The sequence below is a fragment of the uncultured Actinomyces sp. genome, from assembly GCF_963542285.1.
Classification (GTDB): domain Bacteria; phylum Actinomycetota; class Actinomycetes; order Actinomycetales; family Actinomycetaceae; genus Pauljensenia.
Genome location: NZ_CAUTWQ010000013.1, coordinates 1 through 15,970, shown reverse-complemented (window position 1 = coordinate 15,970; position 15,970 = coordinate 1). Strand labels below are relative to the sequence as shown.

Below are 15,970 nucleotides of genomic sequence, written 5' to 3'. Positions count from 1 at the left end.
AAGGCACCGCTGTTGACCTTATGCTGTGCTGTATTGCCGGCATTGGTCTGTGGGCAGCCTTTCCCGATATTTCACTTCCTCTTTTGATAATCCCGTCATTTGCTTTGGTTCTTTCTCGTGTTGATCGGGTCGGCGCATGGCGAGCTTTCGTTTATATGCTGGTTTGCGGGATGGCTTTCTGGCTATTGCTCATTCCGTGGACTATTCAGGCGACAGGTGGTAGCAAGCTGCCATGGATTGCTTTGAGCTTTGTGGAAGCGTTTTTCTTCGCTGTGTGGGCGTCACTTGAGAGTGGGCTTATGCGACTTTCGTGGGCGAACTCCGCTGCAGGGCAGGCGTTTGTGACTGCAGTTTCTTGGGTTGGTATAGAACAACTTCGTTCTCATTTTCCGTGGTCGGGCTTCCCATGGGGGAATTTGGCGTACCCGCAGGTCGCGACACCTCTGGGGCGTCTTGCTCCTTGGGGTGGGGAAGTGCTTGTGAGTGCTGTAGTTGTCGTCTGTGCTGTGCTCCTACGACGAAGTTTTGATTTTTCACGCGAGGATCAACATTGGTATTCGCGACCTTTGTGCTTCGCGTCGGCGTGCGCGATAGTCGTTATTCCCATGGCACTTCCTCTGCATGCTTCTCAAGAAGAAGGATCAATCAAAGTTGCTGCAATCCAGGGAAATATTGAGCTTCCTGCCCTAGAGACATACGCTCAGATCGGGAAGGTGACCGGCAATCATGCGCGTTTGACCAGTGAGCTTGCTCAAACGGGGGAGAAGATCGATCTAGTCGTGTGGGGCGAGTCTTCAACTGACCGTGACCCCAAATATAACCGGCTGATAGCAGACCTTATATCTTCCTCGGCAAAGGATATTAATGCGCCGATCCTTGTAGGGATTACACGCGTAGAACAGGATCGCCGATACAACTACATGGGAGTCTGGTACCCCGATTCTGGACTGAGCGAATCTTATTATGGGAAACAGATTCCGGTACCTTTTGGGGAATACATTCCGGCACGATCACTTGTTTCGAGGCTTGCGACCGAGGCAGCCCAGGTAGGAATTGACCTTGAAGCGGTGGATAATTCATCGCGTTTTGATGTTCAGTTAGAGGACGGTCGCACTGTCCCTCTTGCGCTTGGGATCTGCTTCGAAGTGGCTTATGAAGATCTCCTTGCTGAAGGCGTCAACTCTGGTGGTCAAATTATCGTGATCCCCTCCAACAACTATCACTTTGGGACCAGTGCGCAGGGCGCACAACAGGCGCAGATCGCACAATTTCGAGCGATCGAATTTGCTCGTTCGACTGTACAAGCATCAACGACTGGAAACTCCGTCCTTGTGCGACCAAATGGAAGCCTTCTTTCTCAAAGCGGACGGATGCAATCAGCAACTCTTACTGGCGACCTGCCTCTTCGAAGCTCGTTGACATGGGCGGCACATTTCGCGCCGTATTCCGCTAAAATTAGCTGGGTGCTCACTGGAATTCTTCTGGTTGCACTCGCATGTCAGACCATTTCTCGTTCACATAGAAAGCGCCGCTGATGACCGACTCGATGATGTATGAAACCGGCAGGGGAGTGGTGGCGGTTATTCCCACCTATTGCGAGGTTGAGTCTCTGCCCGGCCTTCTCACGCGCATTCAGCAGGTGCTCCCTGAACTCAACATTCTAATCGTTGATGACTCTTCTCCTGATGGAACGGGAGAATGGGTTCAAGAGCGCATGAAAACTGATTCGCGCCTTCATCTGTACACACGGCCTGCAAAGTCCGGTCTCGCAACTGCATACGTCGAGGGACTCGGACGCGCCCTTGAAATGGATTTTGACTTCCTCATCCAAATGGATGCAGATGCATCGCATCGTCCAGAAGATCTACCCAAACTACTTGTACGAATGGCAGGACCTGATCGACCTGATATGGTCATCGGTTCACGGTGGGTTCCGGGTGGAAAAACAAATGGCTGGGCCCCCTGGAGGGTTGCGCTGTCGCGTGCAGGCAATGCGTATATTAATTTCTGGTTGGGAACTCGAATTAAAGATGCGACAGCAGGCCTGCGAGTTCATCGAGCCTCATGGCTACGTGAGACTGGCATTCTCGAGCAGGTTTCAACGGTTGGTTTTGGGTTCCAAGTCGAAATGACGACTCTCGCTGAGTCTATGGAGGCCACGATCGTCGAAGTTCCTATTACTTTCGATGAACGAGAACTCGGGGAATCAAAGCTGTCTGGTGCGATCTTTGTAGAAGAGTTGGTCATGGTGACGAAGAACGGTATTAAGCGCAAATTCTCTTCTCGTCGCTGAAAAATGCAGAAAAATAATGTGTCCCCGCCAAGCAGGCGGGGACACATTATGTCAAGTTGTGAAGCTGTCGATCAACCCTTGCGGTAGTGGCCCTCTAGGCGCAACTTGCCTTCGCGTAGAAGAGTGAGCTGTTCCTGAAGAACCTCGTTAAGTTCTTCAATGGAACGACGCTCAAGAAGCATGTCCCAGTGAGTACGAGCGGGCTTAGCAGGCTTTTGCTCTTCGTCTTCCATTGCTTCGCCAATAAGCTCAGCCATTTGTCCGCATTTGCATTCCCATGTTGCGGGCGGAGTTGCTTCGCTTGCGAAGGGAACTTCAAATTGGTGTCCGTTTGTGCACAAGTACTTTGCTGTGAATCGATCAGCGAAGACGACGCCATCTTCAGATTCCATCGACTTAGCACCGATTTGCATTCCGCGTAACGCGCGATCTGCCACCTTGATCCTCCCGCAGTAATAATCGAATAGTAGAAGTTTAGCTGATAAAGGGATCAGCAGCGTTCTGACTATGCTCTCAGCACATTAGTCCCGATCCGATAATGTACATTATGTCAAGTAGTGGGAATTGAGATGAATGTCCACAATTCGTAGATGGTGAAGCCACTCTCCCATGTATATGCGCATGAGGCGTCGGTGGTTGAGCAAGCCGGGGCGAAGTGATTAAGAAACTGAACGCTTCATTGCGCGACGAGCTGCAAGTTCATCAAAAAGAACATTTTCTTCAGCTCGCTCGCTCGGAAGCTCAGCCAGAGAACCTTCGAGCTCACGCCAAACGCGACCAACAGCGATTCCAAACACGCCTTGACCGCCCTGAAGAAGGTCAATGACTTCATCCGTCGACGTGCACTCGTAGACCGATGCTCCATCACTCATCAAGGTAATGGAGGCAAGGTCATCAACGCCGCGACGGTGAAGTTGAGTGACTGCAGTGCGAACCTGCTGAAGAGATACCCCTGCGTCAAGCAGCTTCTTGACAATCTTGAGGACAAGAATGTCCTTGAACGAATACAGACGCTGAGATCCCGATCCTTTAGCTGCACGGACTGAAGGCTGAAGCAAGCCGGTGCGTGCCCAGTAATCGAGCTGACGGTAGGTAATTCCAACTGCCGCACAGGCAACAGGGCCTCGGTAACCAACATCGTCACCGTCGCGCCCCTCCAAAGGGTCACCAAAGAGCATAGGCTGACGCCCCTGCATGCTACCCAGCGGTTCTGCGCTCACGAATGCTCCTTGGTTTATGGAATGACCGAACTGAAATTAGATTACGAAGTTGAAGCGTGCCGGTCAATCAACGACACGGCGAGCCTTCAAGTTAAAGTTGAAGGTTACACCCCTCCGTCGGTCAATTGCGACAAAGCTACTCGCAACATCTCGTGATGAAGCTGCGCAAACCGCTCCCCTAGCTCGAGACGTCGGCTATTCTGCCGTTCGCGATCAATAGCACGATCACGAGGAGTCTGGGATAAGACTGTCTGATCGATAAGATCAGCGCTTCGCTCGGCGCCGTGACGCACCGAACGCAAGGTGCGAGCGTCAACTCCTAGGGCCTCGAGCTCACGAATCTGCAAAATCACCTGGACACTTCGCGAGGGAAAATACCCAGCAATATCGGGAGTGACCAGACCAAGAGACACATAGCGTTCGATCGCTGCAAGCTCACATCCCGTCAGATCCGCAAGGTCTGCAGCGGGAATCGAGCGACGATTCCCCAGAGACACGACTTTTCCTTCTGAAGCAACGACCTGGGCTGCACGTCGACGGGAGACTTCATGCCCAGCATCAAGCGCTCGAAGTTGATCACGAATGACATCAAGAGGTGAATAGGAATCGCGCTGAGAAGCCAAAACGTAACGGAGACGTTCAAGGTCGGCTTGCGAATACTTACGATACCCAGCAGAAGTACGTGCAGGGACGACAAGCCCTTTATCTTCAAGGAAGCGCACTTTTGACTGCGTGATGGCAGGAAATTCAGCCTTGAGGCGTTCAACCAGCTGACCGATCGAAAGCTCTGGCTCACGACTAATTCCGCGCGGCCAGGGTTCAACAATTTCTTCCGAGGCCTTGCGCTGAGCGCGCGCACTCATTGTGCGTTAGGTGAGGGCTGGTAGGTCAGGCGGTACTTGCCAATCTGGACCTCGTCTCCAGCGTGGAGCTCAACCTGCTCAACACGTTCGCGATTGACATAGGTACCATTGAGCGAGCCGGAATCACGGACGGTATGTCCGCCATCTCGAGACAGGAACTGGCAGTGCTTACGTGAGACAGTGACGTCGTCCAAGAAGATATCTGCACGGGGCGAACGACCTGCGTTTGTCACTTCCGCATCCAAGAGGAATCGTGCACCCGAATTAGGCCCGCGTTGAACAATGAGAAGTGCAGAGCCCGCAGGAAGAGCATTGACTGCGTCCTGATCGCGCGCGGACAAAGGCATCGGCGCGTCAGCGACTTCCTCAACAGTATTCAGGCTGAAGACTGAAGTTGCAGTCGGGTCAAACTCTTGGCTCTGGTTTTCCATTACTCGCTCCAGTTCTGAGGGACAATAGCAACAGTATAGTGTGGCGGCCTAGTGTTCGCGATGGCTTTTAACCGATTTGCTTTGCAAATTCCGGTGACTTCGGCGTCGAAATCGAGGTGATCTTCAGGTCTTTCATCTGCGTGATTGTTACTGAGGCACCTTTTGCGCGCATCTGAGCAGCGCTACCTGCTTGAATCTCTAGTGCCGTAGAAATGGTCTGTGAATCACCGATAACTTTCCATACGTATGGGCTCGTTAGGGCCTGTCCGTCTACGCTGATGACTCCCCCGTCACTGGTGAAACTTGACGACACCGTGACGCGATGGCCGTTAATTTCTATGGCTTCGGAACCAGCATTTCTCAGTTCACCCAGCGCCATCACAAAATGAGTTGCACTCAGAGAATGTGCGGGATCGTTGATCACCATCTCAATTCCAGGACCATGGACGGCGACCTGCCCGGAATTAATTTTCGCCTGCTCCTCAGCTTTCTTCGCAGCATTCGCTGCGGCCTCTTCTTTTTGAGACTCGTCCTCAAGTTGGCTGACTTGGGATTCGAGCTTCCCTCGTTCAACACGAAGGTTTTGTTCCTGGACAGAAAGATTGTCGAGGAGTTCGACCAGTTCTTCCTGACTGAGCGAGGTGAGCGGGTCTGTTCGCTGTGCTCGAACTTGAGTGACCAAGGCAATCCCAAGAATTAAGCAGATAACAAAAAGTAAAAGATGCGTTCCCCGAGGCATTGCCAATATCGCTGCTTTGAGGCGTGTCCCCATGGGTTTTGATGAGGAGTCGTTGAGTGCCTTCTCCCCTGTTTCACTCATCTCATCCTGGCCAGTCGCTTGGCTCTTCTTCGCGTGCTGTCCCATTCTTAGGCCTTAAAAATCAATCGACGGATCGAGGCAGTGTTCGAGAAAATACGAATTCCAAGAACCACAACGACTGCAGTTGTCATAGCCGAGCCCACGCCCAACTGCGTCCCCAAGAACACCAATAGGCAAGCGACCACGACATTCCAGAAAAATGACATCACGAACACACGGTCTTGAAATGTTCCTTCAAGCCAAGCTCTGCCCGCACCGAGAAGAGCATCGAGGCCAGCGACAACAGCCACCGGCAAAAATGGCTGAAGCCACGTGGGGACAGTTGGGTCGATGAGAACGCCAACGACAATTCCAAATATCAGACCAAGAACTGCTAACACCTTAGTGCCCCTCTTCGATGGTCTCACTCCAACGAGTTGACCGGTTATCGCGTGCGCTGAGCGTCATTTCTTTAACAGACTGCGCACTTAGTTTAATTCCTGTGAGGGATTCTGCACTGGACAAGTAATCCCCCGTTGAGCCGCGAACCAACGACAATGACAAGGTATTTGCATCACCAATTGCCTCGATCGTATACGGTGAAGAAACCGGTGTTACGTCAACCAAGATCGCTGAACCTGCCGTTCGGATGAAGGAGCCGGGACCAATCCTTTGGCCGTTGACACTGATTGCTTCAGCACCAGCACCCCATAGAGCATTTACAACCATTCGAATATCTTGGTCACGTACCTGTCCTTGAGTGCTCTGGCGTGAAGACACTGCATTTGCTGCATCAGTAAGCGTTACTCTCAGTCCCGCTCCACTGACTTGAGTATCAGCATTTGCCAGCGCTGTTGCGGCATTTTCGTGAATAGTGCTTTGCCCCTGTTCAGCTGATAGTTCTTTCACATGCGTGCGAAGCTGCGCGACTTCGTCTTCCATTTGAGTGATTTGCTGCGTTTGAGTCTGAGCATGACTCAAAAGAGATGAGTGCACATCTCCTCGAGCTTGAGCGCGTAAACCGCTGATTGCAAAGCCCGCACCAATGCCCAATGCGATCGCGATGAGAATCGTGACTGTCCGATGGAAAACCGAGGTAGCGCCGTAACTGGCTTTCGCGTGATAGGTCCCGTATCCAGCATCCAAAGGGTTGTCAAGGATTGCCTTCAAGAGGGACATTGATGCAGCAGGATCATTACCTGACGACGAAGAGGTGTGCTGACTACTCATTGCCACTGCTTCTGACGAGAATAAGCCCGTTCAAGGTCATCGAGTTTCTCAACGACTAGGCGAGTGAGTGCAGGTGCAGCATCCGAGTGCTCATCAAGCCAAATCTTCGCAGCCTCAATTGGATTCTCATCCGAGCTCTGACGCTCAATATCAACAGACATTGGGAAACCGTCCTCAACAAAACGAAGCCCGAGACCCATTGACGATTTCTTCCAGAATGGGAGCAGTTGAGAGAAATACTGCGTCACGTAGCCGGGGTTACTCCACGTTGAGTCGTTCAGACCTCGCAATGAAGCACTTAAGTCAAGGTTCGACATCGTCGATCCGTGACAAATTTCGTTCCAAACCTGCGAACGAATATCGGCATCCGGAAGCGCCGCACGCGAGCGTATCCAGCGGGTGCGGTTCTCCCCTGTCGGCGAGGCTTCGAGCCAGGATTCCAGTTCTTTCTCGGTCACGAGGCCTCGAGCCGCGCAACCTCTGCGAAGATCCCACGCGCTTTCCTCACCCTCGATGACGGGAAGTCGATTGGTGTGTCGACCGTGTGCGAGGTCAAGCACGGCCTCGGTATAGGTCTCATCTCCACATGCAATCCAGACGTCAACAAAAAGGCGAAGGGCGGCGCGGCCTCGGTCACGGGAAGCATGACGCATGAATTCTGCAAGCGTGTTCAGGATCTCGCGATCGCAACTATCTCGTGAACTGTGAGGAAGGAATGAGCGGGCGACGCGGATTGTCGCTAGCAGACGCTCAAAAATGGCATCTTCGCTTTCCTTGGCCATATGGGCAAGAGCTGAGTGAATGTAGTCGCGCGGATCCAATTCACCGCAGCGAAGCGCACTAAAGAGATTGGACCAAATGACAGCGCGAGTAATAGGACGTTCAATGGTCGACACGTATGCGAGCGCAGTTCGCATCGAATGCTCATCAAAGCGAGAAATCGCATAGGTCAAATCAAGGTCATTGACGACCACCAAATCAATGTCTTGAGCACTACCAGTTTCAGTAAGTTCCAAAGGAACGTCAACGGTCGAATCGGCTTCTTCTACGCGGACGCGCAAATGGCACTTTTCTCTCAAAATACCGTTATTTGCTGTCCAGAATGAGACTTCAAGGCTGTGGGGACGAGCGAGCCCTTCCTGATGTACACGGAGGTCTGTCAGACGGCCTGCATCATCGCTTGTCCAACTGAGCGCAAGAGTGGAGGGGCCAGTCGTGAGGAGCCACGCGTCCTTCCACTTCTCAAGATCTTCACCGCTAGCCTCTTCCAATGCTCCCAAGAGATCCTCTAGGCCGGTTGAAGAGTTAGCAAATCGCTGGAAATACAGTCGTACACCCTCGTAGAAGGTCTCTTCACCAACCCATGCAACAAGCTGTTTGAGGACTGCTGCGCCCTTTGCGTACGTAATACCGTCAAAGTTGTTTTTCGCAGCAGGAATATCAGGGATATCTGCAACGATGGGGTGCGTTGTCGGGTACTGGTCCTGGGCCAATGCCCAGGCTTTACGGCCAATAGCAAATGAGGCCCACTCCCCCGTGTAAATTGTCGCCTCAGCGGCAGTTGTGGTTCCTTGGTTTTCCGCAAAGGACTCTTTGAGCCAAAGATTTTCCCACCATGCCGGAGTAACCAAATCACCGAACCACATGTGGCACATCTCGTGAAGGATTGTGTTCGCACGTTTTTGCCGCAGTGCAAACGACGGTGTATCACGGCTTAGGTAGTTCTCATTGAAGGTGATACATCCAGGATTCTCCATTGCCCCCAGATTGTATTCGGGAACAAAAATCTGGTCGTAGCTTCCCCATGGGAAGGTGTAACCATAATGCTCGTGGTAGTGATCTAAACCGGCACGCGTGACAGCTAGGATGTCATCGCTATCCATTGAACTCGCTAATGCCTGGCGGCAGAGCAAACGAAGTTGCAATGTTGCAGTGTTGCCATCGCCTGCGCTTCCTTCCCAGCTCCCACCCTCAACGAGCGCCCATTGGCCAGCTACAACCGCTGTGATGTAGCTCGACAAAGGCGGGGTGGTGGTGAAGTCCCACAGCGTGATGCCGTTGCCGCAATCCTTAGCGCTGCCAATCCCGTTGGAAGTGACAACCCACTCACGAGGCGCATAGACGTGGAAAGTCCACGTGGGCTTCATATCAGGTTGATCAAAGCAGGGCCAGGCGCGGTGGGCATCTTGAGGTTCAAATTGCGTGTAAAGGTAGTAGCGTCCATCCTCGGGATCGCGATAGCGATGCAGCCCCTCCCCTGTTGTCGAAAAACGACAATTAGCTTCAACGCTAATCGTCACCTCACGGTTGGTCGGAACTGCGCTGATGTCGAGGCGTTCACCGTCGTAGGTGAATTGATCGGATGCTAACGGAACATCGTCAATTGAAACTGCCTGGACTTCGCCAGCGACATCGACAAAGAGCACTGGTTCCTGAGAGACAAGGGTCATGCGCGAGAGAACGCGGTACGAACTTTTCTCACTTGCCGCTTCTTCGAGGTGAAGTGTGACATCAATGTGGCGGACTGTAACAACGGTTGAACGGTGACGTGCATCTTCACGAGTCAGGACATACATGCCCTCATTTTAGAGAAATTTTGTGTTGACGTGTCGATGAAGAAGCTTTTCGTGAAGCAAGCGGATAACCTAAAAGTCATGACACATGCCAACGACATCCGCCCGATAACGTCACCAATTCCGCTCTCTGCGGCACTCGAGGGAGTTGAGGAGGTTGATTGGTCACTGTGCCGCGATACCGACCTCCCCGTTTCTGGTGTGAGCGTTTCGTCGATTGATATTGAAGATCATTGGGTTTTTGTTGCGATTCCTGGACTGGTCCAGCATGGTATTCGCTTCCTCCACGCAGCCGTTGAAGCAGGTGCCTCAGCAGTTGTTACAGATCGCGAAGGATCCGAACGCGCTCGCGAAATGAACCCAGATATTCCGATTGTTGCCGTAGCGGATCCGCGTCGTGCGAGTGCAACTATCGCGGCAAATATCTATCGACATCCGGCCTCGGCACTCAAAACTGCTGCCGTAACGGGGACAAATGGGAAGACCACAACAACCTATCTTCTTCGTTCCATTCTGCGCAGTACCTTTAAGGATCCTGCACTGTGCGGGACTGTTGAGATTCGCGTTGGCGACCTCGTTATCAATTCGGAGAAAACCACTTCCGAGGCCCCTGAAGTTGAGCGAATTCTTGCACTTGCTCGCGAAAAAGATTGCGGCGCGGCGATCGTTGAGGTGTCAGCGCATGCGCTGAGTTTGAACCGTGTTGATGACATTATTTTTGATGTCGCTGCGTTCACGAATCTTCAACATGATCACCTGGATTACTACGGCGACATGGAGCATTACTTCGGGGCGAAGAAGAGTTTGTTCACTCCGGCCCACTCGCGTTGCGGTGTCGTCTGTATTGATGATGAGTGGGGCCTTCGTTTGGCTCAAGAAAGCGAAGTGCCCGTTACTACAGTTTCGGTTTTTTCCCATCGCGAGGCCGATTGGACTGTTCGGCGCATCAACTTCGATCGCGCAATCCCCGCTGTCACCTTTGATCTGGTGACCCCTCAGGGCGATGAACGCCTCATTCGGATGCCGATGCTCGGTGAAGTTAATGTCCAAAACGCCGTCGTTGCACTGGTTGCAGCACTGCAGTTGGGATGTGAGTTCGAAGCTGCAGTTTCGGCTCTCGAAGGTGCGGAACAGATTCCCGGTCGTATGACCTCCGTCAATCCCAATCCAGGAGCACAACCACTTGTCATTGTGGACTTTGCACATACCCCAGAGGGACTCGAATGGACCCTCAAATCGGTCCGTGAGTTAACTCGTGGCAAGCTCGTTTTAGTGTTTGGAACCGATGGCGATCGCGACGCGACGAAACGTGAGCCACTAGCGGAAATCGCTGCTCAACTTGCTGACGTTTTATGGGTGACTGATGAGAATCCGCGTACTGAAAACGCCTCATCTATTCGCCAGCAGCTTCTCAACGGAATTCAGCGTGTTCGTCCTGATTTCCATGACGTGACTGAAGTTACCACATGCCGCCGCGACGCAGTCCGTCAGGCAATTCTCGCGGCAGATGAGGGAGACATCGTCGTCATTTCCGGAAAGGGCGCCGAATGGTATCAAGATATCCAGGGAATCAAGCACGTCTATAACGATGTTCCCGTCGCTCGTGAAGTATTGGAACAAGATATTCGCGCGCGCCTGTAACGCGCTTGTCATCACTGACTACCGATAGGATAAGGACGTGACTGAAGAATACCTCGAGAACACAGAACCCTTCGACGAAGCTCAAGCAGAGCTTCGTGCACGCGCCATGCGTGACTCCCTTGATCAGTTTGAGCTTGATGACGAAGATCTTGCCCTGCTCAACGGAGATTTCGAGAATTCTGATTCTCAGGAGAGCGAATTCGGTCTTCCTGTTCTGGCAGTGATCGGGCGACCCAATGTCGGCAAGTCAACATTGGTGAACCGCATTATCGGCAGGCGTGAAGCGGTTGTTCAAGACACCCCAGGTGTTACGCGAGACCGCGTATCTTATCCTGCCGACTGGGCAGGTCGTCACTTTACTCTTGTTGACACCGGCGGCTGGGAAATTGATGTCAAGGGAATTGATCGATCGGTCGCAGAACAGGCAGAAATCGCGGTTGATCTGGCAGATGCCGTTCTGTTCGTTGTCGACGCCACCGTTGGCATGACAGATACGGATGAACGCATCGTCTCTATGCTTCGCAAGAGCGGTAAGCCCGTCGTTCTAGCGGCGAACAAGGTTGATTCTGCGATGCAAGAAGCTGAAGCGGCCTACCTGTGGTCACTCGGAATGGGTGAACCCTACGCCATTTCTGCACTTCACGGCCGTGGCACCGGTGACCTACTCGATGCAGTGATGGCAGTGCTTCCTGAAGTATCTTCAGTGGCTACGGTGCTGCCTTCGGGTGGTCCCCGTCGAGTTGCTCTGATCGGACGTCCAAACGTTGGTAAATCGTCGCTGCTCAACGCTCTGGCGGGTTCTGAACGTGTTGTCGTTAACGAACTTGCTGGTACGACTCGTGATCCAGTTGATGAGCTGATTGAGCTTGACGGGCAGCAGTGGTGGTTCGTCGATACCGCAGGCATTCGCCGCAAGATGCACCGAACAACGGGTGCTGACTACTATGCGTCAATTCGAACCCAAGCCGCCCTTGAGAAGGCAGAGCTTGCGTTGATTCTTTTCGACGCTTCAGAGCCGCTGACAGAGCAAGATGTTCGAGTTGTGCAGCAGGCAGTTGATGCTGGCCGCGCGGTCGTCATTATCAACAACAAGTGGGACTTGGTCGATGAAGAACGCCAAGCACAGCTTCGTTCAGAGCTCGAACGAGAACTTGTTCAAGTCTCATGGGCACCTCGAATTAACGTGTCAGCGAAGACCACCTGGCATATTAACCGTCTGACACGTGCGATGGAAACTGCACTGGATAGCTGGGAAACACGCATTCCGACCGGTCGTTTGAATGCATTCTTGGGTGAACTGGTTGCGGCGCATCCGCACCCTCTTCGTGGCGGGAAGCAACCTCGAATCCTCTTCGCGACTCAGGTGTCGAACATGCCTCCACGTTTCGTCATCTTCACGACCGGCTTCTTGGATCCCGGTTATCGCCGATTCATCGAACGTCGTCTACGAGAAGACTTTGGATTTGAAGGTTCGCCGATTCAGATCTCGGTACGTGTACGCGAGCGTCGCCGCCGTTAATCTGACGGAGATGAGTAAGTGGTGTGGCCTCCCCGATGGGGAGGCCACACCACTACCATTAACGGCACTCAACCGTCATTGCTCAGTCATCAGTTTCTTTGGAAAGCTTGATTTTATGCCTGAAGATTGTGCTGATATACGTCCCTGTGCGCCGATCAAGAGAAGCCGCGGCTTTGGTTAGCGGCGTCATCTAGTCCAGCTTGTCAGAAATGGAGAAAATCTGTTTCTGAGAGTCTTCTTGCGTGTACGCCGTTATTGCCTCATCTACGCTGCCAAGGCACAGTTACGAGGCAATTCTACCGCCTTCAAAGTACTGAACTCGAGTACCTGCTGACCAGAATTCATCACTGGTGGGATACCCATAGCTGCCACGTTCGTATCCAGCTCGGCCATACGTTGTAAAGATCTGTCCGCGTACAAAGTGTGAGCCGCTTGTTGCACTCCAGTAGGCAGTCCCCTTGTCAAAAACTTGGAACACTCCCTTACCTGAAGGCGTCTCAGCTGTAGTTGCAACGCCTAAGAAGCGTGCACCGCCAAGATCTCGATATGCGTTTGCAATACCGGTGCCGTAGCGCAAGACATAGGTTCCCGCACTCGCGCTCCATGTGATGACGCCACCTTCAAACTCCTGCGCACGCCCAGATCCAGCGGAGTATTCATCGCTCAGCGGGTAGCCGAGGAATCCTCGCTCGTATCCGGATGCGCCATAGGCACCAAAGATTCCATTACGCACAAAGTGCGCCCCTCCGTCAGCGGTCCAATACGCAGTTCCATACTCGAACACTTGGAAAACGCCCTTTCCGGAAGACGTTTCGGCGCTAGTTGGTAAGCCGACGACTTGTGCACCTCCGAGCTCTCGGTAGGCGTTTGCAATCCCGGTGCCGTAGCGCAGAATGTACTTTCCAGAATTCGAGGTCGTAATGACTCCGCCTTCGAATTCTTGCACGCTTCCCGAGGCAACTGCGTATTCGTCGCTGGTGGGGTACCCCAACTTTCCACGTTCGTACCCAGCCGAACCGAATTTCTCGAAGATACGGCCTCGCACGAAGTGCGTTCCACCCGCTGCCGTCCAGTAAGCGGTCCCCTTTTCGAAGACTTGGAAAACACCGTTACCAGAACGCGTCTCATCCGATGTAGCTGCACCTAAAACCTTCGCGCCACCTAATTTACTGAAAGCGTTAGCAATACCTGTGCCATAGCGAAGCGTATGACTACCGGCATTTTGAGTCCACGTAATTGTTCCACCTTGGAACTCTTGCGCGCGTCCAGAACCAGCAGCATACTCATCACTCGTTGGAAATCCTAAGAACCCGCGTTCGTAACGGTTGTCACCGTATGCGCGGAAAATTGATCCGGATACAAAATGGGCGCCAGTCTTTTCGGTCCAGTAAGCGGTCCCTCGGTCAAACAGCTGGTAGACCCCGGGAGCACTTGCTTCTTCATTCGACTTGGCATTGCCCATGAGTGATTTATTGTCATTCCACAGCCCCCAGATCGCACCTTTCACTGTGTAGGAAGCTGATCGATCATTCGCTGAGTCAGAAACCGAACGGGAAGCCTGTGCTCCGTTTTGCGCAATTTGACGAATTGTTGGAAGCTTCGAGTATCCGGCATCTCCTGGGCAACTCGTCGGATAAGTGTCTCGGTGACCGGAAATACGAGCAAGATTGATGTAAGTGCCTGCCTGATACTTAGGGTTTGATCCCTTGGGCCTAAAGCCTGCAGACTCGGACATATTCGACACTCCTGCACGCCTTAACTGCCATCCTGCAAGAGCACCGACAGTATTAAGGGTTGCCTGAGATGGCGCTTCGGATTGATAGGTTCCCATCATCGAGATCCCCATCGTGCCGGAGTTAAAGCCTTGATCGTGGGCGCCAGCAACCATCTTGCCAGCCGGTGAAGAAAGGGTCCCTTTTCGGCCTTCAAAGGCACGTCCCCACTTGTCGACGAGGAAGTTATACCCGATGTCCCCCCAATCTAGGGTGACTGCATGATAGTGATAGATTCCGCGAACAATCGATGCTGATTGGTCCATTGTGTAGTTGTTCGTGCCCGCGGTGTGGTGAACAACAACATGGCTCGCTGCAAAGTACTCCGGATCCCAGTCAAGGTAGGATTCATCCGCTCCCCAACCGCTCCTGCTGGTTACGGCAACAGGTAGTCCGTTGGGCTGAACAGTTGCGGGGAAAACGCGACTGAGCTGTGCGCCGCTGCGACCGATTGCGCTTCCACTACCGACTCCTGGATAGCCAGTCTCTGTTGTTTCCTCGTAACTGTCACCGCTAGAAGTAGAGGATGGTGATTCAGCTTCAGGCTCCGCGCTATTACTGTCAGCCTCAGCGTTCTGTTCGGGCTGAATAAGCGAAGTGAAATGTTTTTCTTCGGCCTGGACGGACTCTAGATTAATATCTGTGCCTTCTGCAGCCGTTGTCACAACATCGTCTTCTGCCAGTGTTGTTTCACCCTGCGGGTTATCGGGAATCATTGCGACTTCAAGATCAGCTGGAAGGTCGTTTTCGTCTCCAGTTACGCGAATCTGGATCGCGTCGGCTCCCGCGGTAATGAAAGGATCAGTACCACCGCGCGCTTGTGTACCATCAGCGTGATCTTTTCCCGCCCCCCCATCATTATCAGTGAGGTACCACTGGCTCCACTGGCCATTCTCGCGTACCCGAATAAACATCTGGGTATTAGCAGAAAGCGTGGATTGCCCACTCCAGGACAAACCAGTGACCATGAAAGGATCGACAGAGATGGGCTCGGTCAAGATTGCCGCATTATCACTAGGATCAAATGAAGATGTGCCCTGTGACTGCAGTGCGGCGCGCGAGAAGCGTTTTAAAGAATGCCCGTTTCCAATTCCGACATTCTCGAGGCCTGCTTGAGCGACACGAGTAGGTTCACCTTGCGAACGCGTGAGAGTGATCTTTTGTACGGGGCGCTCTTCGCTACTTGTTGTCGTCCCTGCGAGGGCGATCTGCTGATCGCCAGTAGGCGCATTCGCCAAGGCTGTTCCTTGTGGGAACACAAGGCTTAAGAATGCAGCACTTGCTGTCAGGGAAACTACTCGCATAGATAAACTCCGTCAGTGATGATGGTTAGTCACTTTCGTAACACTATACACATTCGCCACTTTCATAACACTATAAAGTGCACTCATTCACAGGATTTCTTCAGTCATTTTCATTGAATTTGAGCGAGAGCCTGACAGTTTGCAGGAATTGCGCAGCAGTTTTACTTTAGATGAGAGTAATAGCTATAGCCGTCAATTGGGCGCAAAACTTCACTGAAAAGGTCCCTAGAGATGAAAAAATCAGGATCGATTTTCCGATCCTGATTAACTGTCGGGCTGGCGGGATTTGAACCCACGACCCCTTGACCCCCAGTCAAGTGCGCTA

General features: G+C 52.6%; 13 protein-coding genes. 4 read left to right on the top strand and 9 right to left on the bottom strand.

All coding sequences use genetic code 11. The features are described 5' to 3' along the window. Positions 1–20: 20 nt before the first annotated feature. Both lnt and RW023_RS06270 read left to right on the top strand, forming a co-directional pair. Positions 21–1,535: an apolipoprotein N-acyltransferase gene (lnt, locus tag RW023_RS06275; protein WP_315580385.1), complete on the top strand. Its 1,515-nt coding sequence runs from the start codon at positions 21–23 to the stop codon at positions 1,533–1,535. Continuing rightward, on the top strand, positions 1,535–2,293 hold the full coding sequence (locus RW023_RS06270; protein ID WP_315580384.1) for a polyprenol monophosphomannose synthase: 759 nt from the start codon (positions 1,535–1,537) through the stop codon (positions 2,291–2,293). The genes lnt and RW023_RS06270 overlap by 1 nt, the downstream gene beginning before the upstream one ends. A 71-nt stretch (positions 2,294–2,364) precedes the next feature. Here the strand turns inward: RW023_RS06270 and RW023_RS06265 are convergent, their stop codons facing one another. The 8 genes from RW023_RS06265 to pepN form a co-directional block, all read right to left on the bottom strand. Continuing rightward, positions 2,365–2,730 (bottom strand): RNA polymerase-binding protein RbpA, encoded by a 366-nt coding sequence (locus tag RW023_RS06265; RefSeq protein WP_178706512.1) that lies wholly within the window; start codon positions 2,728–2,730, stop codon positions 2,365–2,367. Between the two features lie 222 nt (positions 2,731–2,952). After that, positions 2,953–3,489 carry a MerR family transcriptional regulator gene (locus tag RW023_RS06260; RefSeq protein ID WP_315580419.1) on the bottom strand — a complete coding sequence of 179 codons (537 nt, stop codon included), beginning with the start codon at positions 3,487–3,489 and terminating at the stop codon, positions 2,953–2,955. 128 nt (positions 3,490–3,617) lie between these two features. Further along, a complete protein-coding gene (locus RW023_RS06255) occupies positions 3,618–4,376 on the bottom strand; it encodes a MerR family transcriptional regulator (protein ID WP_009409420.1) in 759 nt (252 codons plus the stop codon). Further along, positions 4,373–4,807, bottom strand: coding sequence for an FHA domain-containing protein (locus RW023_RS06250; RefSeq protein WP_009409421.1), 435 nt, complete (start codon positions 4,805–4,807; stop codon positions 4,373–4,375). Before RW023_RS06250 ends, RW023_RS06255 begins: the two co-directional genes overlap by 4 nt. A 67-nt stretch (positions 4,808–4,874) precedes the next feature. Further along, positions 4,875–5,672, bottom strand: coding sequence for a DUF881 domain-containing protein (locus tag RW023_RS06245; RefSeq protein WP_315580383.1), 798 nt, complete (start codon positions 5,670–5,672; stop codon positions 4,875–4,877). Positions 5,673–5,674: 2 nt separating this feature from the next. Next, a complete protein-coding gene (locus RW023_RS06240; protein WP_009409423.1) occupies positions 5,675–6,007 on the bottom strand; it encodes a small basic family protein in 333 nt (110 codons plus the stop codon). Position 6,008: 1 nt separating this feature from the next. Next, positions 6,009–6,836, bottom strand: a complete 828-nt coding sequence (locus tag RW023_RS06235) for a DUF881 domain-containing protein (protein ID WP_315580382.1) — start codon at positions 6,834–6,836, stop codon at positions 6,009–6,011. Continuing rightward, a complete protein-coding gene (pepN, locus tag RW023_RS06230; RefSeq protein WP_315580381.1) occupies positions 6,833–9,412 on the bottom strand; it encodes an aminopeptidase N in 2,580 nt (859 codons plus the stop codon). Before pepN ends, RW023_RS06235 begins: the two co-directional genes overlap by 4 nt. Before the next feature lie 78 nt (positions 9,413–9,490). Between pepN and RW023_RS06225 the strand changes: the two genes are divergently transcribed. Both RW023_RS06225 and der read left to right on the top strand, forming a co-directional pair. After that, the gene (locus tag RW023_RS06225; protein ID WP_315580418.1) at positions 9,491–11,050 is read left to right on the top strand and encodes a UDP-N-acetylmuramoyl-L-alanyl-D-glutamate--2,6-diaminopimelate ligase; all 1,560 of its coding nucleotides are present in this window, start codon (positions 9,491–9,493) and stop codon (positions 11,048–11,050) included. 37 nt (positions 11,051–11,087) lie between these two features. After that, on the top strand, positions 11,088–12,569 hold the full coding sequence (der, locus tag RW023_RS06220; RefSeq protein ID WP_315580380.1) for a ribosome biogenesis GTPase Der: 1,482 nt from the start codon (positions 11,088–11,090) through the stop codon (positions 12,567–12,569). Positions 12,570–12,852: 283 nt separating this feature from the next. Here der and RW023_RS06215 read toward each other — a convergent pair whose 3' ends face one another. Further along, positions 12,853–15,579: an N-acetylmuramoyl-L-alanine amidase gene (locus RW023_RS06215; RefSeq protein WP_315580379.1), complete on the bottom strand. Its 2,727-nt coding sequence runs from the start codon at positions 15,577–15,579 to the stop codon at positions 12,853–12,855. Positions 15,580–15,970: the final 391 nt, after the last annotated feature.

Bases quoted from the DNA above. Each gene is read 5' to 3' on its own strand.
- RW023_RS06270 (WP_315580384.1), top strand. From the start codon at position 1,535: ATGACCGACTCGATGATGTATGAAACCGGCAGGGGAGTGGTGGCGGTT.
- RW023_RS06245 (WP_315580383.1), bottom strand. From the start codon at position 5,672: ATGGGACAGCACGCGAAGAAGAGCCAAGCGACTGGCCAGGATGAGATG.
- RW023_RS06225 (WP_315580418.1), top strand. From the start codon at position 9,491: ATGACACATGCCAACGACATCCGCCCGATAACGTCACCAATTCCGCTC.
- lnt (WP_315580385.1), top strand. From the start codon at position 21: ATGCTGTGCTGTATTGCCGGCATTGGTCTGTGGGCAGCCTTTCCCGAT.
- RW023_RS06260 (WP_315580419.1), bottom strand. From the start codon at position 3,489: ATGCAGGGGCGTCAGCCTATGCTCTTTGGTGACCCTTTGGAGGGGCGC.
- RW023_RS06235 (WP_315580382.1), bottom strand. From the start codon at position 6,836: ATGAGTAGTCAGCACACCTCTTCGTCGTCAGGTAATGATCCTGCTGCA.
- RW023_RS06255 (WP_009409420.1), bottom strand. From the start codon at position 4,376: ATGAGTGCGCGCGCTCAGCGCAAGGCCTCGGAAGAAATTGTTGAACCC.
- RW023_RS06250 (WP_009409421.1), bottom strand. From the start codon at position 4,807: ATGGAAAACCAGAGCCAAGAGTTTGACCCGACTGCAACTTCAGTCTTC.
- pepN (WP_315580381.1), bottom strand. From the start codon at position 9,412: ATGTATGTCCTGACTCGTGAAGATGCACGTCACCGTTCAACCGTTGTT.